This window comes from Streptomyces sp. NBC_01363, assembly GCF_026340595.1.
Lineage (GTDB): Bacteria > Actinomycetota > Actinomycetes > Streptomycetales > Streptomycetaceae > Streptomyces.
In genome coordinates this window covers 1,584,835-1,603,689 of record NZ_JAPEPF010000001.1, presented here as the reverse complement: position 1 = coordinate 1,603,689, position 18,855 = coordinate 1,584,835, and the positions used below count along the sequence as shown (strand labels likewise).

The 18,855-nt window shown below is 68.3% G+C and carries 18 protein-coding genes and 1 riboswitch; of the genes, 9 read left to right on the top strand and 9 right to left on the bottom strand.

All coding sequences use genetic code 11. From position 1 onward, the window contains the following. The first annotated feature begins 241 nt into the window (after positions 1-241). The gene (locus tag OG611_RS07560) at positions 242-1,423 is read left to right on the top strand and encodes a globin domain-containing protein (protein WP_266416758.1); all 1,182 of its coding nucleotides are present in this window, start codon (positions 242-244) and stop codon (positions 1,421-1,423) included. A 36-nt stretch (positions 1,424-1,459) separates the two neighbouring features. Here the strand turns inward: OG611_RS07560 and OG611_RS07555 are convergent, their stop codons facing one another. From OG611_RS07555 to OG611_RS07540, 4 genes are all read right to left on the bottom strand, one after another. Then, the gene (locus tag OG611_RS07555) at positions 1,460-1,939 is read right to left on the bottom strand and encodes an NUDIX domain-containing protein (protein ID WP_266416756.1); all 480 of its coding nucleotides are present in this window, start codon (positions 1,937-1,939) and stop codon (positions 1,460-1,462) included. Positions 1,940-2,002: 63 nt separating this feature from the next. After that, positions 2,003-2,899 carry a LysR family transcriptional regulator gene (locus OG611_RS07550; RefSeq protein WP_266416754.1) on the bottom strand — a complete coding sequence of 299 codons (897 nt, stop codon included), beginning with the start codon at positions 2,897-2,899 and terminating at the stop codon, positions 2,003-2,005. Between the two features lie 189 nt (positions 2,900-3,088). Beyond that, positions 3,089-4,219, bottom strand: a complete 1,131-nt coding sequence (locus OG611_RS07545) for a cystathionine gamma-lyase (protein WP_266416751.1) — start codon at positions 4,217-4,219, stop codon at positions 3,089-3,091. 67 nt (positions 4,220-4,286) lie between these two features. After that, positions 4,287-4,664, bottom strand: coding sequence for a phage holin family protein (locus tag OG611_RS07540; RefSeq protein WP_266416748.1), 378 nt, complete (start codon positions 4,662-4,664; stop codon positions 4,287-4,289). Positions 4,665-4,732: 68 nt separating this feature from the next. Between OG611_RS07540 and OG611_RS07535 the strand changes: the two genes are divergently transcribed. The 4 genes from OG611_RS07535 to OG611_RS07520 all read left to right on the top strand — a co-directional run bounded on the left by OG611_RS07535 (position 4,733) and on the right by OG611_RS07520 (position 6,964). Then, entirely contained in the window at positions 4,733-5,050 is a 318-nt protein-coding gene (locus OG611_RS07535; protein WP_124719911.1) for a cupin domain-containing protein, read from the top strand. Between the two features lie 148 nt (positions 5,051-5,198). Further along, positions 5,199-5,411: a DUF5326 family protein gene (locus tag OG611_RS07530; RefSeq protein ID WP_266425628.1), complete on the top strand. Its 213-nt coding sequence runs from the start codon at positions 5,199-5,201 to the stop codon at positions 5,409-5,411. 243 nt (positions 5,412-5,654) lie between these two features. Continuing rightward, a complete protein-coding gene (locus OG611_RS07525; RefSeq protein ID WP_323180120.1) occupies positions 5,655-6,425 on the top strand; it encodes an IclR family transcriptional regulator C-terminal domain-containing protein in 771 nt (256 codons plus the stop codon). A 101-nt stretch (positions 6,426-6,526) separates the two neighbouring features. Further along, on the top strand, positions 6,527-6,964 hold the full coding sequence (locus tag OG611_RS07520; protein ID WP_072488197.1) for an SsgA family sporulation/cell division regulator: 438 nt from the start codon (positions 6,527-6,529) through the stop codon (positions 6,962-6,964). A gap of 80 nt (positions 6,965-7,044) precedes the next feature. On the opposite strand, the gene OG611_RS07515 is transcribed toward OG611_RS07520, so the two are convergent. Next, entirely contained in the window at positions 7,045-8,367 is a 1,323-nt protein-coding gene (locus tag OG611_RS07515) for a YibE/F family protein (protein WP_266416746.1), read from the bottom strand. A gap of 70 nt (positions 8,368-8,437) precedes the next feature. Beyond that, a riboswitch (TPP riboswitch) is annotated at positions 8,438-8,571 on the top strand. On the opposite strand from OG611_RS07515, the gene thiC reads away from it, so the two are divergent. Further along, positions 8,564-10,339: a phosphomethylpyrimidine synthase ThiC gene (gene thiC, locus OG611_RS07510; protein ID WP_323180118.1), complete on the top strand. Its 1,776-nt coding sequence runs from the start codon at positions 8,564-8,566 to the stop codon at positions 10,337-10,339. Its footprint overlaps the riboswitch before it by 8 nt. A gap of 83 nt (positions 10,340-10,422) precedes the next feature. Here thiC and OG611_RS07505 read toward each other — a convergent pair whose 3' ends face one another. The 3 genes from OG611_RS07505 to OG611_RS07495 all read right to left on the bottom strand — a co-directional run bounded on the left by OG611_RS07505 (position 10,423) and on the right by OG611_RS07495 (position 13,771). Continuing rightward, on the bottom strand, positions 10,423-11,244 hold the full coding sequence (locus tag OG611_RS07505; protein ID WP_266416744.1) for a hypothetical protein: 822 nt from the start codon (positions 11,242-11,244) through the stop codon (positions 10,423-10,425). Between the two features lie 182 nt (positions 11,245-11,426). Next, a complete protein-coding gene (locus tag OG611_RS07500) occupies positions 11,427-12,485 on the bottom strand; it encodes a metallophosphoesterase (protein WP_323180117.1) in 1,059 nt (352 codons plus the stop codon). Positions 12,486-12,658: 173 nt separating this feature from the next. Next, positions 12,659-13,771, bottom strand: coding sequence for a LacI family DNA-binding transcriptional regulator (locus OG611_RS07495; RefSeq protein ID WP_266416741.1), 1,113 nt, complete (start codon positions 13,769-13,771; stop codon positions 12,659-12,661). A 371-nt stretch (positions 13,772-14,142) separates the two neighbouring features. Between OG611_RS07495 and hisC the strand changes: the two genes are divergently transcribed. Continuing rightward, entirely contained in the window at positions 14,143-15,222 is a 1,080-nt protein-coding gene (gene hisC, locus OG611_RS07490) for a histidinol-phosphate transaminase (RefSeq protein WP_266416739.1), read from the top strand. 69 nt (positions 15,223-15,291) lie between these two features. Here the strand turns inward: hisC and OG611_RS07485 are convergent, their stop codons facing one another. Continuing rightward, the gene (locus tag OG611_RS07485; protein WP_266416737.1) at positions 15,292-15,903 is read right to left on the bottom strand and encodes a transposase; all 612 of its coding nucleotides are present in this window, start codon (positions 15,901-15,903) and stop codon (positions 15,292-15,294) included. Positions 15,904-16,283: 380 nt separating this feature from the next. On the opposite strand from OG611_RS07485, the gene OG611_RS07480 reads away from it, so the two are divergent. Together OG611_RS07480 and cydB are read left to right on the top strand one after the other, a co-directional pair. Then, positions 16,284-17,792: a cytochrome ubiquinol oxidase subunit I gene (locus tag OG611_RS07480; RefSeq protein ID WP_266416735.1), complete on the top strand. Its 1,509-nt coding sequence runs from the start codon at positions 16,284-16,286 to the stop codon at positions 17,790-17,792. 18 nt (positions 17,793-17,810) lie between these two features. Then, entirely contained in the window at positions 17,811-18,812 is a 1,002-nt protein-coding gene (cydB, locus tag OG611_RS07475) for a cytochrome d ubiquinol oxidase subunit II (RefSeq protein WP_266416733.1), read from the top strand. Positions 18,813-18,855 lie beyond the last annotated feature (43 nt).

Genomic DNA, 18,855 nt, shown 5'->3' with positions numbered 1-18,855 from the left:
GCACTCCGCTGCTGCCGTCTCCGGCAGGTGAGTCGCCGCCTCGTCGGGTACGGATGCGTTCATGGGTGGCTGTCATGGGTTCACGGCCCGCCCTTGTCCGTCGCAAGGCATCCTGGGCCGAGGGACCGCGGGCAGCGGCCGACCGGCGATCGTCAGCAGGACCCGAGTGCGCCCGCGGGCAAGGGGCTGCCGACCGCGCTGGTGCGTAAGGCATCACGAGACGTACGAGGCGAGGCACAGTATGGATGCTCCGGCCACCGGGTGGACCGAAGACGGAACGGACAGATCTCCCGACGCGGCCCTGATCCATCGCACCCTGACCGAGATATCGCCCGTCGCGGATCAGGCGACCTCGTACTTCTACGCGCTGCTCTTCGTGCGGCACCCGGAGCTGCGTGACCTGTTTCCGGTCGCGATGGACGTCCAGCGCGACCGCCTTCTCCGCGCGATCCTCACCGCGGCCGACCGGCTGGACGATCCGCGAGCGCTGGCCGAGTACCTCGGCGAACTGGGCCGGGGGCACCGCAAGTACGGCACGTCGCCCATGCACTACCCCGCAGTGGGGGAGGCGCTCATGGGCGCCCTGAGTCGCTACGCGACCACCACTTGGGACGGGGAGACCGAAGCGGCATGGGTGCGCGCCTACACCGCGATATCGCAGATCATGATCGACGCCGCCGCCGAGGACGAGCAGCAGGCCCCTGCCTGGTGGCACGCGGAAGTGGTGTCCCACGACCTCAGGACCCGTGACATAGCGGTGCTCACGCTCCGCCCCGACCAGGCCTACCCCTTCCTCGCAGGCCAGTACACGGCCGTCGAGACCCCGTGGTGGCCCCGGAACTGGCGGCACTATTCCTTTGCCTCGGCACCCCGCCCCGATGGTCTGCTCACCTTCCACATCAAGGCGGTCCCGGCCGGCTGGGTCTCCAACGCCCTGGTGCACCGGGCCCGGCCCGGGGACATCCTGCGACTCGGCCCGCCCACGGGATCGATGACGGTCGACCACTCCACCCACAACGGTCTGCTCTGCCTGGGCGGAGGCACGGGCATCGCACCCATCAAGGCGCTCGTCGAGGATGTCGCGGAGCATGGCGACCGGCGCCCCGTGGAGGTCTTCTACGGGGCACGCAGCGATCACGACCTGTACGACATCGACACGATGATGCGGCTCCAGAGCACCTATCCCTGGCTCGCGGTGCGGCCGGTGGTATCCACCGGACCGCGAACGGGAGGGGGCCTGATGAGGGGACTGCTGCCCGAGGCGGTGCGGGAGTGCGGCCCGTGGCACGAGTACGAGGCCTATCTCTCGGGCCCGCCCGGCATGATCCGCAGTGGCGTCGACACGCTCAGAGGCATCGGCATGCCGACCGAGCGCATCCGGCACGACTTCGTGGAGGACCTGGCCGCGACCGGCCCCGCCTGACCGCGGCGGCTGTCATCGGCCCCGGAGCGGCGGCGGTCAGCCCAGGTCGGGGGCGTGCATCGCGCGTACGCCCTCGATGTTGCCGTCCAGGTAGTGCCGCAGCGACAGCGGCACGAGGTGGACGGCGGCGATGCCCACCCGGCTGAACGGCACCCGCACGATGTCGTACTCCCCGCAGGGAGCGTCTATCTCGGGGCCGTGCCGCCGGGAAGGGTCCATCGAGTCCAGCCGGCAGACGAAGAAGTGCTGGACCTTCACGCCCTTCACCCCGCCGCCCTCGATGTGCTCCACGGTGTCGACGAAGCAGGGAACCACATCGGTGATCTTGGCGCCGAGCTCCTCGTCCACCTCGCGGTGCAGGGCGTCGACCACGGTCGCGTCCTCGGGCTCGACCCCGCCACCGGGCGTGAGCCAGTAGGGATCCACCCCGGGCTTGGTGCGCTTGATGAGGATCAGGTCGTCGCCGTCGAGCAGGATGGCGCGTGCGGTGCGTTTGACCACAGGACGTTCGGTCATGGCAAGAGCGTGGCCCGTGGGACCGGTTCTGAAACACCTGACCGGTGCCGGGCCGTCCTGCGCTCACCAGTCGGCGGCGGCGCGCAGCAGCCACTCGTGCGCCCGCGCGATGTGGGGCAGCGCGAGCGTGCCGGTCCGCACGGCCAGGAAGTAGGTGCGCAGGGGAGGCACGGGAGGGTCCAGGAGGGCCACGACCTCACCCCGCTCCAGTGCCCTCTCGCACAGATAGCGCGGCAGCACGGCGAGCCCGGCGCCCGCCGCGGTGCACTCCAGGACCGCCCGGAGGTCCGGCACGATGACGGTCCCCGCGACGGCGGGCCGGCTCTCGAAGACGGCGGCCCAGTAGCGGGAGACGAGCGGCAGGCTCTCGTGGACCTCCACGATCGGCAGCTGGTCCAGCACCATGGGCCCCTTGTGCCGCAGGGTCCCGGGCCCGAGGCGCCCGGCCCAGCGCGGTGCGGCGACGAGGACGTGTTCCTCGTCGCAGAGCGGAGTCGCGGTGAGCAGCCCACCGCGCGGGCGGGTCGTCGCGATGGCCAGATCGTGGTGTCCGGCGGCCAGCCCCTCCAGCGTCTCCTCGGCGCCGACGAAGAACGAACTGCGCAGAGCCAGGCCCTGGCCGACGAGCGGGGTGAGCGCGGGCAGGGCGCGCACCGAGGTGAACTCGGGAGGTCCGGCCAGATGCAGGGTCCGTACGCCCGACTCCTCGTCCAGCTCCGTCTCGGTGATCTCGATCAGCGCGTCCAGATGCGGCGCCGCCCGGTGCGCGAGCTCGTCGCCGATGGTCGTCGGGGTCACGCCGCGGGCCCTGCGCAGGAAGAGGGGGCGGCCCAGCTGCCGCTCCAGGGTCCGGATCTGCGAGGTGACCGCGGGCTGGGAGAGGCCGAGCAGGGCAGCGGCCCGAGTGAAGGAGCCGGCCCGGTGCACCGTGACGAACGTGCGCAGCAGGGCCAGGTCCATGTCCTGTCCTCCCACCCTCGCGACGCTTCGGACCCGTACAACTATAAATATGTCGATAGGTCGCTGTCGCTACCGTGATTGGACACTGACGGAGAGTCAACTAGCCTGGTTCAGGCGGTTCTTCGCAAGGGGAACCGGGGCGGTCCGAGCCACGAGGGGGGAGGCTCGGACCGCCCGTACCCGGGTCGTTCAGTGCTCGCCCAGTGCCGCGTCCAGCGCCCGTTCCACATCCGCCACCAGGTCCGCCGGGCTCTCCGCGCCGACCGAGAGGCGGATGAAGCCCTCGGGTACGGCGTCACCGCCCCAGCGCGCCCGGCGCTCGGCGGTGGAGCGCACACCACCGAAGCTCGTCGCGTCGTCGACCAGCCGCAGCTCGGTCAGGAAGCGCTCGGCCCGTTCGCGGTCGGGCAGGACGAACGACACCACGGAGCCGAAGCGCCGCATCTGCTGCAGGGCCTTCGGATACGAAGGGTCGGTGGGCAGCCCGGGATACCGCAGCCCGGTCACCTCCGGCCGCTTGCCGAGTGCCTCCGCCAGCGTCAGGGCAGTGGCGCACTGCCGGTCGATCCGCAGCTCCAGCGTGGCCAGTGACCGGTGCGCGAGCCAGGCCTCCATGGGGCCCGGGATGGCGCCGACCACCTTGCGCCAGCGCCGTACTCCCGCTGCCAGCTCCGGATCACGGCAGGTCACATGGCCGAGCAGGATGTCCCCGTGTCCGGTCAGGCCCTTGGTGTCACTGGCCACCGAGAAGTCGGCCCCCAGCTCCAGCGGGCGCTGGCCGAGCGGTGTGGCGAGGGTGTTGTCGACGGCCACCAGAGTGCCGGCCGAGTGCGCCGCCTCGACGAGCCGGCGCACGTCGCAGACGTCGAGCCCCGGATTGGACGGGGTCTCGATCCACAGCAGCTTCGCGCCTTCGAGGACCGCGAGCTGGGCATCGCCACCGGTCGGCGCGGTCCGCACCTCGACGCCGTACGCCTCCAGCTGCGCACGCACCAGCGGCAGTGCCTGATAGCCGTCGTCGGGCAGCACGACCACGTCGCCGGTACGTGCCCGGGACAGCAGCACGGCCGAGATCGCCGCCATCCCGGAGGCGAAGACCGTGGTCTCGACGGGCTCCCCCGGTGCCTCCAGTTCACCGATGGCGCGTTCCAGAAGGGTCCAGGTCGGATTGGTGTCCCGGCCGTAGGTGTACGGACCGGTCGGTTCACCGGAGAGGTGGAAGTGCGCGGCGAAGACCGGACCGGGCAGGGTGGGCTCGAACTGCTCCGGTTCGGGCAGCCCGGCCCGTACCGCCCGGGTTCCGTCACCCATGGTGCTCATACCGCTTCCTCACTTCTCTCTCCGGTGTTCCACCGGTCCTGCCCGCACTGTTCCAGTAGGTGCCGGGTCAGTCCTCGTCGGGCAGGACCACGTTCAGGGCCCACGACACGATCGAGATGATCAGGCCGCCGAGCACGGCGGTCCAGAAGCCCTCGACATGGAAGCTCAGGTCGAACAGCCCGGCCAGCCAGGAGGTCAGCAGCAGCATGAGTGCGTTGACCACCAGCGTGATCAGCCCGAGCGTGAGGATGAAGAGCGGCAGGGTCAGCAGCTTCACGATCGGCTTGACCACGAAATTCACCAGGCCGAAGAGCAGGGCGACCACGACCAGCGTGAGCGCCTTGCGTCCGGTGCTGCCACCGGTCAGCGTGATGTCCTGGATCAGCCAGATGGCCACGGCCAGCGCACCTGCGTTGGCGATCGTCTTGACTACGAAATTCTTCATGTGTCTGATCGTGGCAGACGTGATCGGTGGCGGACACCGGCAGTACAGAGGCAAGGGGCGGACAGGCCATGAAGGCATTCAGACTGGACGAGCTGGAGGCGGAACGGGCCGCCAACGACGGCGCGTATCTGCAGTTCGTGAAGGAACGGAACATGTCCGTCGGCCTGTACGCGCTGGACGCCGGTGAACTCGACCCGCAGCAGCCGCACAACCAGGACGAGGTCTACCTCGTCGTCAGCGGCCGCGCCTCGATCACGGTCGGCATGGAAACCACGCAGGTGGGCAGAGGAAGTGTGGTGTACGTACCGGCCGGTGCCGCCCACAAGTTCCACCACATCACCGAGGACCTGCGGGTGATGGTGGTCTTCTCCCCGCCGGAGAGCTGAGCCGAACCGCCGGAGGGCGGGGGTCCGGTCTCAGGGATCCCTCAGGGGTCGATCAGGGGACTTCAAGGGCTGCGCGGCCCCCGTCGGCCCCCTCCGCGGCTCTAGCATCGAAGCAGGAACTCAAGGAGAAGAGGTAGCGACGATGGCCGTGCGGGAGATATTCGCTGGGATGCCCTGGTGGGTGAAGTGGATCGCGGTGCCGGTCATCGCGATCGTCGTGTTCGGCGGTCTGATCGCCAGCGTGATCGGGTTCGTGATCGGACTGCTCTTCAAGGTCCTGATCTTCGTGATCCTGGTCGGTGGGCTCGTCTTCGTCGTACGCAAGTTCCTGTCGTCGTCCTCTTCGCGCGGCGACTGGTAGGACGATCGGAGACCGGCCGGGGCGTTAGCCCAGCTGAGCTAAGCGGAAGGCGAAACGACGCCCCTCGCGGACCCGGCCGATACAGTGGCAGTTCGCTGCCACCACCTGGGAATTAACAGTCCGTCACCACGCTGACCAGTGGTTTGTACGGCGTTCGGTCTCCGGACCCCAGCCATGCGGCAGCCCGTGGGGGCGGCCCCCACAGGCGGGCTGACTACCCGTCACCATGCCTGGGGGTGACTGTTGACCACGGCATCGAGCACTGCTGCCCCGACGCTGATCGGTTCGGTGCAGCGAGCGCTGAGGCTGCTGGAAGCCGTGGTCGCCCATCGTGACGGGGCGCCCGCGAAGCAACTGGCCAGGGAAGCGGGCCTTCCTCTTCCCACGGCCTACCATCTGCTGCGCACCCTGACGCATGAGGGCTATCTGCGTCGGGAGAACGGCGTCTTCCTCATCGGGACCGCGGCCGAACGCCTGGTCGGCGAGGGGACGCTGCAGAGTCGCCGCGGCAGAATGGCCGAGTCGCTCGGCCGCTGGCGCGACATCATCGGCGCACCGGTGTACTGCGCCGTCTACCGCGAGGGCGAGATCGAACTCATCGCGGTCGCCGACACCCCCGCCAACCCCGCCGTCGACGAGTGGGCGTCCTTCCGGGAGACCGGGCATGCCCACGCGATCGGCCAGTGTCTGCTGAGCCAACTCGACGAGAAGGCCCGCGAGGACCACCTGGACCGTCACCCTGTGCGTCCGCTCACCCGCTACTCGGTGAAGGACCGTGCGGCGCTCCTGGAACGGCTGCGCTCGATAAAACGGATGGAACCCGTCATCGAGCGGCAGGAGTACGCCCTGGGCACGGTCTGCGCGGCCATCCCGATCACAGCCGGATTCACCGCCGCCGCGATGGCGATTTCCATACCCCTGGAGCAGGAAAGCCGGTTGCTCCCCGCAGTCGAACAACTACGTGGCGAAGTGGCCAACCTCTTGCGTTCGTTCGTGTTCTCTATCAGTATCTGAAAAATCACTCCTTGTGATCTGCTATCGCGTGCACCACGATGGCGTCAATAGGGCCACGGGGGATCATTCCTGGCCAGATTCATCTACTGCGGGGTTGAACGATGCGCGAGTCGGTTCAAGCTGAGGTCATGATGAGCTTCCTCGTTTCCGAGGAGCTCTCTTTCCGGATCCCGGTGGAGCTCCGGTACGAGGTCTGCGATCCGTATGCGATCCGGATGACCTTCCATCTGCCCGGTGACGCCCCCGTCACCTGGGCATTCGGCCGTGAGCTGCTGCTCGACGGCCTCAACAGCCCCAGTGGTGACGGTGATGTGCACATCGGACCCACCGAGCCCGAGGGGCTTTCCGATGTACATATCCGGCTCCAGGTCGGCGAGGACCGGGCCCTCTTCAGGGCCGGTACGGCACCACTTGTGGCGTTTCTCGACCGGACCGACAAGCTTGTGCCGCTCGGGCAGGAGTGCACGCTGGGTGACTTCGAGGGCAACCTGGAGGACGCCCTGGGCCGGATCCTTGCCGAGGAGCAGAACGCCGGCTGACAAGAACGGCGCCGCCGACCGGCTCGCCGGTCGAACACGGCACCTGCCGAATGGGTGAATTGTTCACCTGACGGAGACGTTCAAGGCTTCGTCCTACGACGACGGCCTTTCCCGGCCCGTACGGGTGCCGAAGCTCCGGCTTCCGCGCCGAGCCCTGTGCGGTCCGCGGAGACGACCAGCGCAGCGAGCACCGTCGTCACCGGCACCGAGGCGACCAGTCCGATCGAGCCGACCAGCGTTCGTACGATCTCCTCCGCCACCAGCTCGCTGTTGGCCACCGTCCCCACGCTGCTCTGCGCGATGGAGAACAGCAACAGCAACGGCATTGCGGCGCCCGCGTAGGCGAGCACCAGCGTATTGACGACCGAGGCGATGTGGTCGCGTCCGATCCTGATGCCTGCCCGGTAGAGGCCCCGCACACCCAACGTCGGGTTCGCCTGGTGCAGTTCCCAGACCGCCGACGTCTGGGTCACGGTCACATCGTCGAGGACGCCGAGCGAACCGATGATGACACCGGCCAGCAGCAGACCGCTCATGTCGATGTGCGGGTACAGGCCGTGGATGAGGCCGGTGTTGTCGTCGGTGTTGCCGGTCAGGCTCGCCCAGCCGATGAAGAGCGATCCGAGCAGCCCGATCAGCAGCAGCGAGATCAGCGTGCCGATCACCGCGACCGAGGTGCGGGCGGTCAGGCCGTGGCACATGTAGAGCGCGATCAGCATGATCGCGCTGGCCCCGACCACCGCGACGAGCAGCGGATTCGAGCCCTGAAGAATGGCCGGGAGGATGAACAGGGTCAGCACGGCGAAGGACACGGCGAGCGCGACCAGCGCCATCACCCCGCGCATGCGGCCCACCGCGACCACGACCAGGGCGAAGATCCCGGCCAGCAGGGCCATCGGGAACTTCCGGTTCACGTCCGTCACCGAATACTGCAGATCATGGGGCGCGTCGGGGGCGTACGCCACGACCACGCCCTGACCCTCGCGCAACTGACGCGGTGCGTCGGGCGGGACGATCTCGGTGAAGGTCCGGCCCCTGTCGTGACCGGTCGTCACCTCGATCGTGGACTTCTTGCACAGTCCCTTTCCGCTTCCCGAGGGCGGTGTGGTGTCCCCGCCGACGGGCATCTGGACCACGTTCACGTCCTTGCAGTCCACCATGTCGACATTCACCACCTTTCCCTGCTGGGTCTGCCGGTCGAATCCGACGCCGGTCCGCTCGTGCGGCGGCGCACCACCCGGCCAGAGCGCCACCAGACCGACGACGACGGCGGTGGCGAACGGGATCAGTACGGCCGCGATGACCTTGCGCAGATGTTTGGAGACGGGCGCGGCAGGGCCGTGGCTGTGTGAGTGGCCGTGCTGATGGCCCTGCGGTTCGTGGTCGATATGGAGGGACGTCACCGGCCGATCATCGCAAGAAGGGACGGGCCCTCTGTTCATTACGCCGGACGGGGCGCTAGCGTGGAGGGACCTTTGCACACGCGGGAGCTCGGAGCACCGGGCTGAGAGGGCGCTGATTTCCGTACGTCCGTACGGGACAGGCTGCGCCGACCGCCGAACCTGTTACCGGGTAATGCCGGCGTAGGGAGTAGGTCTCATGACCACAGCGGACGCACGCATGCCTGCCTCGAACCAGAGCGACGAGGCCGGGAAGTCCATCGGTTGGCACAAGGGGTACGTCCAGGGCTCGCGCCCGGACCTCCGGGTGCCGGTCCGTCAGGTGCACCTCACCAACGGCGAGGACGTGACGCTGTACGACACGTCGGGGCCGTACACCGATCCCACCGTCGAGACCGATGTCCGCCGCGGGCTCGCACCGCTGCGGGAGAACTGGATCGTCGCCCGCGGCGACACCGAGGAGTATCCGGGCCGCCCCGCCCGCCCCGAGGACGACGGGCTCAAGCACACCTCGCCGCGCGGCGGACTGCGCAACCTCGACGCGGTCTTCCCCGGCCGCCCGCGCCTGCCGTGCCGCAGCCGGGACGGGCAGCCGGTGACCCAGCTCGCGTACGCCCGCCGGGGCGAGATCACCCCGGAGATGGAGTACGTGGCCATCCGGGAGAACGTCGAGCCCGAGGTGGTGCGCGAGGAGATCGCGGCCGGCCGGGCCGTGCTGCCGGCCAACGTCAACCACCCCGAGATCGAGCCGATGATCATCGGCAAGCGGTTCCTGGTGAAGGTCAATGCCAACATCGGCAACTCCGCGGTGACGTCCTCCATCGAGGAGGAGGTGGAGAAGATGACGTGGGCGACGCGCTGGGGCGCCGACACCGTCATGGATCTGTCCACCGGTCGCAACATTCACACCACCCGTGAGTGGGTTCTGCGCAATTCCCCCGTGCCGATCGGCACGGTTCCGCTCTACCAGGCCCTCGAAAAGGTCGACGGCCGGGCGGAGGAACTGACGTGGGAGATCTACAAGGACACCGTCATCGAACAGGCCGAGCAGGGCGTCGACTACATGACGGTCCACGCCGGCGTGCGCCTGCCGTACGTACCGCTGACCGCCCGCCGCAAGACCGGCATCGTCTCCCGCGGCGGTTCGATCATGGCGGCGTGGTGCCTCGCGCACCACAAGGAGTCCTTCCTGTACGAGCACTTCGAGGAGCTCTGCGAGATCCTCGCGACCTACGACGTGACGTACTCGCTGGGCGACGGGCTGCGTCCCGGCTCGATCGCCGATGCCAATGACGAGGCTCAGCTCGCCGAACTGCGCACGCTCGGCGAGCTGAACACGGTCGCCAAGCGGTTCGGCGTCCAGACCATGATCGAGGGGCCGGGCCATGTCCCGATGCACAAGATCAAGGAGAACATCGACCTTCAGCAGGAGATCTGCGAGGAGGCGCCGTTCTACACGCTCGGCCCGCTGACCACCGATGTCGCTCCGGCGTACGACCACATCACCTCGGGCATCGGCGCGGCGATGATCGCGTGGTGGGGGACGGCGATGCTCTGCTACGTCACGCCGAAGGAGCACCTCGGCCTGCCCAACCGGGACGATGTGAAGACGGGCGTCATCACCTACAAGATCGCGGCGCATGCGGCGGACCTCGCCAAGGGGCACCCGGGGGCGCAGGACTGGGACGACGCGCTCTCCGACGCCCGTTTCGAGTTCCGCTGGGAGGACCAGTTCAATCTGGCTCTCGACCCGGACACCGCACGGGAGTTCCACGACGAGACACTGCCCGCCGAGCCGGCGAAAACGGCGCACTTCTGCTCGATGTGCGGTCCGAAATTCTGTTCGATGAAGATCTCCCAGGACATCCGGCGCGAGCACGGCGGTTCGCAGACGGAGATCGAGGCGGGCATGGCGGAGAAGTCCAAGGAGTTCGCGGCGGCCGGCAACCGGGTCTATCTGCCGATCGCGGACTGACCGTATCCGGGAGGAGGTATCGCCCCGGGGACTCCTGTCTCCGGGGCGGCATCGCCTGCCGTCCGGCCGGTGTGCGGGCCCGGTCAGTCCAGTTCGTGCTCGGGGCCGCCGAAGTCGGGGCTGGTGAAGTCCGGTGAGGTGAACGTCGGGCGGGGGCCCGCCGGGCCGTCGTCCGGGCTGGAGAAGTCCGGCCGGCTGTAGCCGATCTTCGGGATGCGGTTCGCCGAGCGGAGCGGTGTGCGGGAGGCGGGAGCGGCTTCGGGATCGGCGAGCGCGTCCCGCAGGAACGGCAGTATGCCGCGCTCCAGCAGGGCGTGGCGCCACGCTTCTCTGGCCCGTGCCACGTCCTCCGGCAATTCTTCCTCGGGGTCCTCGACGGGCTGCGACGTCGATCCGTTGCGCAGCGCGGCGATGAGCAGGCCGGCGGCGGCGACCAGGATGGCGGCGGCCGTGACCGCCGCGAAGAACCAGCCCGCGGAGACCATGGCGGAGGCGAAGGACGGCGGCGGGTCGAGCAGCCTCAGCAGGTAGCCCGCCAGCAGGAATATGAACGCGGCGGTTCCGGCGAGCACGGGTGCCAGGACCGTGACGACGGCTCCTGCGCCGGCGCCCGACTGATGCGGACGGGCGGTGCCGGACCCGGGGCCCGTGTCCTGGTCCGCCTCTTCGGCGGGGCCGCGCAGTTCCTCGCGGGCCCGCACATAGTGCCTGTACTCGGTGGCGGCTGTCGAGGTGATCAGCTCCGTGGCGTCCAGCGCCATGGTGCGCAGCTGCACGGCGTTGAGTCGCTCGCCGACCGCGGCCAGATCCGGCCGTTCATGGGCATGGCGCAGTGCGTCGTCGAGGATCCGCTCGTACTCGGGGCGGTCCTCGGCCAGCAGGTGCGGAGCGCTGTTCATGTGCATCCCCCGATGCTCCGTAGGGCCTGAATGCCCGCTCGGAACGGGCAGTTGGGCGGAAACGGAGGAGAGCCTGCTACTGATACGCCGATGGTAGAGCGCCCACGGCACGGGGTGACAGGGGGTTTCCGGAAATAGGCCCAGTGGACGGCGTGGTCGGTTCGTGGATGCGTCTGCCCAGAAGAACGTCAGTCATGCAGGGGCAGTTGGACGACCAGCAGCTTTCCGGCCATGGTCACTCCGCCGTCCATGGCGATGGCGAGCCCGTCCGCGTACACGTGCGGACCTTCGACCACGGGGCCGGAGCCGTCCTCGCCGTCCTCCGAACCGACCTCTCCGAGGAGGTACGGAATGGGGCTGTGACCATGGACGATGCGCTGTCCGCCGTAGGCCGACATCAGCTCCCGGACCGCCTGCGGACCCGACTCGTCACGGAAGGCGAACCGCTTGGTGAGCTTCCGGAAGAGGTCCCAGCACTCATCGGCGTCGTTACGCGTGAGGATGGCGTGCACGGTGTCGTTGACGTCCTCGATGGTGGTGCCGTATTCGAGGTAGGCCGTCGTGTCGGAGTGCATCAGCAGATGCCCGTCCTCCTCGACGATCGCGTCGAGCCGGGACATCCACTGGAGGTGGACGTCTTGGAGCCGCTCCATGTCGTTCTTCTGGCCGCCGTTGAGCAGCCAGGCCGCCTGGAAAGTGGCGGTGCCCGCGCCGGAGTTGACCGGGGTGTCGCTGAACCGCTTCGCGCCGAGGAGCAGCAGTTCGTGATTGCCCATCAGGGCCTTGCAGTAGCCGCCGGCGGCCGCGGCCTCGGCGGACAGGCGCATCACGAGGTCGATGACCCCGATGCCGTCGGGGCCCCGGTCGGTGAAGTCGCCGAGAAACCAGAGCCGGGCATTGCCCGCCGACCATTTGCCGTCGGCGTCGATGAGGCCCTGTTCGGCGAGGGCGGCGTGGAGCTCGTCCAGATAGCCGTGGACGTCGCCGACGACGTACAGCGGCCCGAGGCCCTGGTCCGGGACGGGCCGGGGGTCGGGGACGGCCGCGACCTGCAGGGTGTCACCGCGGTTGATCACGGGAAGATCGCGCGCGGTGGGGGTGTACCCCTCCGGCGGCTCGGCACCGGGGGCGGCATTGCCCGGGTGCGGTGCCGATGGCGGCACCGGGTTCTGGGCATAGGGCGGTACGCGGAAGTCGCGCAACGTCGCAGTCCGCACCACGGGTTCCTGACCGGCCCCCTGTGTCATCGACCCCTCCACCACCGTCGCGCCGCCGTACACCTGACGGGCCCTGCTGGTCGGGGTGGTCCGCGGTGTCGTGCGCCCATCATAGGAATGCGGATCGTGCTCTGTGACGCACCAGGGGTGGTGAATCCGGACGCACGTCGGGTTCACCGGCCGATTGGTCCGAAATCGCCTGATCAATCCCCTGCCGGAGAGCGGGGTGCGCTGACCGTGGTGCGGGGTGGACGGCGTTGCGAGGAGGTCCGCACGATGAGTTCGGTCGGTATGACCTGCTCCACCGGTCCGTCCTGATCCACGCCCTCGATGGCGTCGATCAGGAGTTGGACGACCGCCGTGCCGATTCTGCGCGGCTTGAGCGAGAGGGTGGTGATGGGGGGCTCGGTCGTCGCGTACACGGTGGACTCGCTGCAGCAGACCAGCAGCAGGTCCTCGGGGACGCGCAGGCCGTACCGGCGGGCCGCCGCCAGCAGATCGGTGCCGTTGGGGTCGAAGAGCCCGTAGACGGCGTCGGGCCGGTCCGGGCGGGCGAGCAGGCGGTCGGCGGCGACCGCGCCCGCGCACGGGTCGTGGGCGGGGTACGACTCGTACACCGGGTCCTGTCCCACGCGCTCGCACCAGTGGAGGTACGCGGTGGTGGAGAGGCGGGTGTACGTGTCGGTGGTGGTGCCGGTGAGCAGGCCGATGCGGCGGGCTCCGGCGGCGGCGAGATGGTCGAGCAGATCGAGCACGGCGGCCCGGTGGTCGTTGTCGACCCAGGCGGTGACCGGGAGAGTGCCGGCCGGACGTCCGTCCGAGACGACGGGCAGCCCCTGGCGTACGAGTTCCGTGACGACCGGGTCCTGGTCGGAGGGGTCGATCACGACGGTGCCGTCGAGGGCGACGTTCGACCAGACGTCGTGGCGTGAGGTGGCGGGCAGGATGACGAGGGCGTAGCCGCGGGCGAGTGCGGCGGAGGTGGCCGCTCTGGCCATCTCGGCGAAGTACGCGAATTCGGTGAAGGTGAAGGGTTCGTCCCCGTAGGTCGTCACGGTCAGGCCGATGAGGCCGGACTTGCCGGTACGGAGGGTTCGGGCCGCGGCGGAAGGGCGGTAGCCCAGGCGCTCTGCGACCTCGCGGACATGGCGGCGGGTGGCGTCCGGGAGCCTGCCCTTGCCGTTGAGCGCGTCGGAGACGGTCGTGATGGATACTCCGGCGGCGGCGGCCACGTCCCGGATTCCCGCTCGTCCCTGCCGGCCGCCGCGCCGGGGTGTGTCCGTCCGGCTCACCTGGTGCTTCCCTGCTGCTGTCATGGCGAGCCGATAGTAGGGCTCGGAAGGGCGGTTGGCCTGGTCGCATATTCACTCGTTGACAGGCACGTTTTTGCATGATCATTCAGAGGTAAATGCCTTGCAAACCAAGGATGTTGAGGGGGTCGGCCGTAGTGTGTCATGTGTCGAAGTCGGTGGGCCTACTAAATGGTCGATGTCTCGAAGAGGTCTCATCTCACCTCTTCGAGGGATGCGCGCCACGGAGTGAGCCACCGGCGCGCGCCGGAGCGGATAGCGCTCCCCCCATTCCTGGTCGCACCGGACGATTGGACCGCTCCGGCCATTCGCAGCAGCGCCCAATCCTCATAAGGTGAGCAGTATTGATGTGTACGGACGGTCGAGGAGGACCTGCGGTGAGCGAGACGAGCCCCAAGCTGCGCGCCGAGCTGGACGGCGTTCCCGCCTATGTACCGGGCAAGCCGGCCGCTGCCGGCGGTCCGGTCGCGTTCAAGCTGTCCTCCAACGAGAACCCGTATCCGCCGCTGTCCGGGGTGATGGAGTCCGCCCTGGCCGCGGCTGCGAACTTCAACCGCTACCCGGACATGGCCTGTACCGGCCTGATGAACGAGCTGGCCGAGCGTTTCGGTGTGCCCGTCTCGCACCTCGCCACCGGAACCGGCTCGGTCGGCGTCGCGCAGCAGCTGCTCCAGGCCACGTCGGGCCCGGGCGACGAGGTCATCTACGCCTGGCGCTCCTTCGAGGCGTACCCGATCATCACGCAGGTCAGCGGTGCGACCTCGGTGAAGGTCCCGCTGACCGACGGTGACGTGCACGACCTCGACGCGATGGCGGACGCGATCACCGACCGCACCCGGATGATCTTCGTCTGCAACCCGAACAACCCGACCGGCACCGTGGTGCGCCGGGACGCGCTGGAGCGGTTCCTGGACCGGGTGCCGGGCGATGTCCTCGTGGTGCTCGACGAGGCGTACCGGGAGTTCATCCGTGACGTCGAGGTGCCGGACGGCATCGAGATCTACCGGGACCGGCCCAATGTGGCGGTGCTGCGGACCTTCTCCAAGGCGTACGGCCTGGCGGGTCTGCGGGTCGGTTTCGCCGTGGCCCACGAGCCGGTGGCGGCCGCGCTGCGCAAGACGGCGGTGCCCTTCGGGGTCAGCCAGCTCGCGCAGGACGCGGCGGTCGCCTCGCTGCGTGCCGAGGACGAACTCCTGGGGCGGGTGGGCTCGTTGGTGTGCGAGCGCCAGCGTGTGCAGCGGACGCTGGCCGGCCAGGGGTGGAGCGTGCCGGATTCCCAGGCGAATTTCGTCTGGCTGCGGCTCGGGGACCGTACCGCCGACTTCGCCGCGGCATGTGAGCGGGCCGGAGTGGTGGTCAGGCCGTTCGCGGGCGAGGGCGTGCGGGTCACGATCGGGGAGGACGAGGCGAACGACCTGTTCCTGAGGGTGGCGGAGTCGTACCGCAAGGAGCTGTAGGGCGGCCGCGCAGGCCGCCTGCGCGACTCGGGGACCGGGCCCCGCACCTTCTTCGACGGATGCTGTTGGTTAATTCGGGGCCGTCTGCTTCGCCCCGCTGGTCGTCTGATCGGCGGGGCGAAGTGCTGCGAAGTGGCTGGTTCGGGTGTGGGCTCGTGGGGCGCCGGTGAGGTGGGCATCGATGCGGGCGAGGTTGATCGCTGCCCCGGTGAGCTGGTGCTGGAGGCTGGTTTTGGCGAGCCCGCGGTAGCGGGATCTGCGCAGGCCGCAGCGGTTCACGGCCTGGGAGATGGCGCCTTCGACACCGGCGCGCATCTTGTAGCGTTCCTTCCACTCGTCTGTCTCCTGCTCGGCCCGGCGCTGGTGCAGGACCTCATGGATGTCCCGGTCCTGGAACGTCAGCTTGCGGCGCGGTCCGCGCGTGCAGGAGTCCTTGACCTGGCAGGGCCCGCAGTCGGTCTTCGAGAACTGCACCCGGATTTCGACCTTGTCCCGGACGGGTTCCCTCGCCCAGCGGGTGCTGTCCTTCCCGCCGGGGCAGGTCACCGTCTGACGGTCCCAGTCGATGGTGAACGCGCCGACGGGGAAGCTGGTCGCGGAGGCTCCGGCCCGGTTCTGCCAGCCGGTGCCGGGCATCATCGGCCCCACCAGCTCCACGCTGTGGTTGCGCCGGGCGGCCACGATGTGGCGGGCGGTGACGTAGCCGGTATCGACCAGGTGCTCATCAGGAAGCAGCTCGCGCTCGGCGAGAGCGGCGTGGACAGTCGGGACCAGGTCGAAGTCGCTGACCGTGGCATCGGTGGATTAACCAACAGCATCTCTTCGACGAGGTGCGGGGCCTTCTCGCTGTCGGGGTCCGTGTTGCTCCCGGGGCGTCTGGTTCGGGCAGATTGATCGGAACGTCCCAAGAGGGGTACCCCGCCCGAACGTCCCGAAAGTCTGTGCGCCATAATGCTTGTGAATGTGAACGCGTTCACAAGCATGTCCTGTTCCTCCCGTGATTAGTCGGATTTAAAGGGCAAACTGCCGGTGTGATTACGGCGACGTAAGGAGAAGACGACGTGGAGCTAGCTCTGGCGCCGGAAACCCTGGCGCGATGGCAGTTCGGTATCACTACCGTCTATCACTTCCTGTTCGTCCCCCTGACGATCTCTCTCGCCGCGCTCACCGCCGGCCTGCAGACCGCCTGGGTCCGGACGAACAACGAGAAGTACCTCAGGGCGACGAAGTTCTGGGGCAAACTCTTCCTGATCAATATCGCCATGGGCGTCGTCACCGGCATCGTCCAGGAGTTCCAGTTCGGCATGAACTGGTCCGACTACTCGCGGTTCGTCGGCGACATCTTCGGTGCCCCGCTCGCGTTCGAGGCACTGATCGCGTTCTTCTTCGAGTCCACCTTCATCGGGCTGTGGATCTTCGGCTGGGACAAGTTGCCGAAGAAGATCCATCTCGCCTGCATCTGGATGGTCTCCATCGGGACCATCCTGTCCGCGTACTTCATCCTGGCGGCCAACTCCTGGATGCAGCACCCGGTCGGCTACCGGATCAACAAGGAGCGCGGCCGGGCCGAGCTCACCGACTTCTGGCACGTGCTCACCCAGAACACCGCGCTCGCCCAGTTCTTCCACACCATCACTGCGGCCTTCCTGGTCGGCGGCGCGTTCATGGTCGGCATCGCCGCCTTCCACCTGGCGCGCAAGAAGCACATCCCGGTGATGCGGACCTCTTTGCGGCTCGGCCTGGTCACCGTGGTCATCGCCGGACTGCTCACCGCCATCAGCGGCGACCAGCTCGGCAAGGTCATGTTCAAGCAGCAGCCGATGAAGATGGCCGCCGCCGAGGCGCTCTGGGAGGGGCAGGACTCGGCGCCCTTCTCGATCTTCGCGGTCGGCGACGTGGCCAAGGGCCACAACACCGTGGAGATCTCCATCCCGGGGATACTGTCCTTCCTCGCGGACGACAGCTTCACTTCGTACGTCCCCGGCATCAACGACATCAACAAGGCCGAGCAGGAGAAGTTCGGCCCCGGCGACTACCGGCCCAATATCCCGGTCGCGTTCTGGAGCTTCCGCTGGATGATCGGCTTCGGGATGGCGTCCTTCGCTCTCGGCATCCTCGGACTGTGGCTGACCCGGAAGAAGTTCATGCTGCCGCCGGGACTGCGGACCGGCGAGGACGAAGTGCCCCACCTGGTCCTCTTCAAGAACAAGGCCCTCAGCCCGAAGTTCGCCAAGTGCTACTGGATCGTCGCGCTCTGGACGCTGCTCTTCCCGCTGATCGCCAACTCCTGGGGCTGGATCTTCACCGAGATGGGCCGCCAGCCCTGGGTCGTCTACGGCGTGCTCCAGACCCGCGACGCGGTCTCCCCCGGCGTCTCGCAGGGCGAGGTGCTCACCTCGATGATCGGCTTCACCCTGCTCTACGCCGTGCTCGCGGTCGTCGAGGTCAAGCTGCTCGTGAAGTACATCAAGGCAGGTCCGCCGGAGCTCACGGAGGCCGACCTCAACCCGCCCACCAAGATCGGCGGCGACCATGACGACGCCGACCGGCCGATGGCCTTCTCCTACTGAGAGCAGAGGAGCTGAGAGATGGAACTCCACGACGTCTGGTTCGTACTCATCGCCGTCCTCTGGACCGGCTACTTCTTCCTGGAGGGATTCGACTTCGGGATCGGTGTCCTCACCAAGCTGCTGGCCCGCGACCGCAAGGAACGACGGGTCCTGATCAACACGATCGGGCCCGTCTGGGACGGCAACGAGGTGTGGCTGCTCTCCGCGGGCGGTGCTACCTTCGCCGCCTTCCCCGAGTGGTACGCCACCCTGTTCTCCGGCTTCTACCTGCCGCTGCTACTGATCCTGGTCTGCCTGATCGTGCGCGGGGTCGCCTTCGAGTACCGGGCGAAGCGGTCCGGCGAGAAGTGGCAGACCAACTGGGAACACGCGATCTTCTGGACCTCACTGCTCCCGGCCCTGCTCTGGGGCGTGGCCTTCGGGAACATCGTGCGCGGCGTGAAGATCGACGCCGACATGGAGTACGTGGGCAACTTCTGGGACCTGCTCAACCCGTACGCCATCCTCGGCGGACTGGTCACGCTCTCCCTCTTCACCTTCCACGGCGCCGTGTTCGCGGGGCTCAAGACGGCCGGGGACATCCGGGAGCGGGCGGGCAGGCTGGCGCTGAAGCTGGGGATCGTCACCGCGGTGCTCGCGCTCGGCTTCCTGATCTGGACCCAGCTCGACAACGGGGACGGCTGGAGCCTGTTGGCGATGATCGTCGCTGTGGTGGCACTGGTCGGCGCGGTCGCCATGATCGCGGCGGGACGCGAGGGATGGTCGTTCGCGTTCTCCGGCGTGACCGTCGCGGCGGTGGTCGCCATGCTCTTCCTGACGCTCTTCCCGAACGTCATGCCGTCCTCGCTGAACGACGCCTGGAGCCTCACGGTCACCAACGCCTCGTCCACCCCGTACACACTGAAGATCATGACCTGGTGTGCGGGGATCGCCACCCCCGTCGTCCTGCTGTACCAGGGCTGGACGTACTGGGTGTTCCGCAAGCGCATCGGCACGCAGCACATCGCCGAGGCGCACTGAACGCATCTGAAGCCGGTCCGGCGGATCGCGGCCGGGGCACGAC

Excerpts from the sequence above, each read along its gene's own strand:
- OG611_RS07560 (WP_266416758.1), top strand. The coding sequence starts at position 242 with ATGGATGCTCCGGCCACCGGGTGGACCGAAGACGGAACGGACAGATCT.
- OG611_RS07555 (WP_266416756.1), bottom strand. The coding sequence starts at position 1,939 with ATGACCGAACGTCCTGTGGTCAAACGCACCGCACGCGCCATCCTGCTC.
- OG611_RS07550 (WP_266416754.1), bottom strand. The coding sequence starts at position 2,899 with ATGGACCTGGCCCTGCTGCGCACGTTCGTCACGGTGCACCGGGCCGGC.
- OG611_RS07545 (WP_266416751.1), bottom strand. The coding sequence starts at position 4,219 with ATGAGCACCATGGGTGACGGAACCCGGGCGGTACGGGCCGGGCTGCCC.
- OG611_RS07540 (WP_266416748.1), bottom strand. The coding sequence starts at position 4,664 with ATGAAGAATTTCGTAGTCAAGACGATCGCCAACGCAGGTGCGCTGGCC.
- OG611_RS07535 (WP_124719911.1), top strand. The coding sequence starts at position 4,733 with ATGAAGGCATTCAGACTGGACGAGCTGGAGGCGGAACGGGCCGCCAAC.
- OG611_RS07520 (WP_072488197.1), top strand. The coding sequence starts at position 6,527 with ATGCGCGAGTCGGTTCAAGCTGAGGTCATGATGAGCTTCCTCGTTTCC.
- thiC (WP_323180118.1), top strand. The coding sequence starts at position 8,564 with ATGACCACAGCGGACGCACGCATGCCTGCCTCGAACCAGAGCGACGAG.
- OG611_RS07505 (WP_266416744.1), bottom strand. The coding sequence starts at position 11,244 with ATGCACATGAACAGCGCTCCGCACCTGCTGGCCGAGGACCGCCCCGAG.
- OG611_RS07500 (WP_323180117.1), bottom strand. The coding sequence starts at position 12,485 with ATGACACAGGGGGCCGGTCAGGAACCCGTGGTGCGGACTGCGACGTTG.
- OG611_RS07495 (WP_266416741.1), bottom strand. The coding sequence starts at position 13,771 with ATGACAGCAGCAGGGAAGCACCAGGTGAGCCGGACGGACACACCCCGG.
- cydB (WP_266416733.1), top strand. The coding sequence starts at position 17,811 with ATGGAACTCCACGACGTCTGGTTCGTACTCATCGCCGTCCTCTGGACC.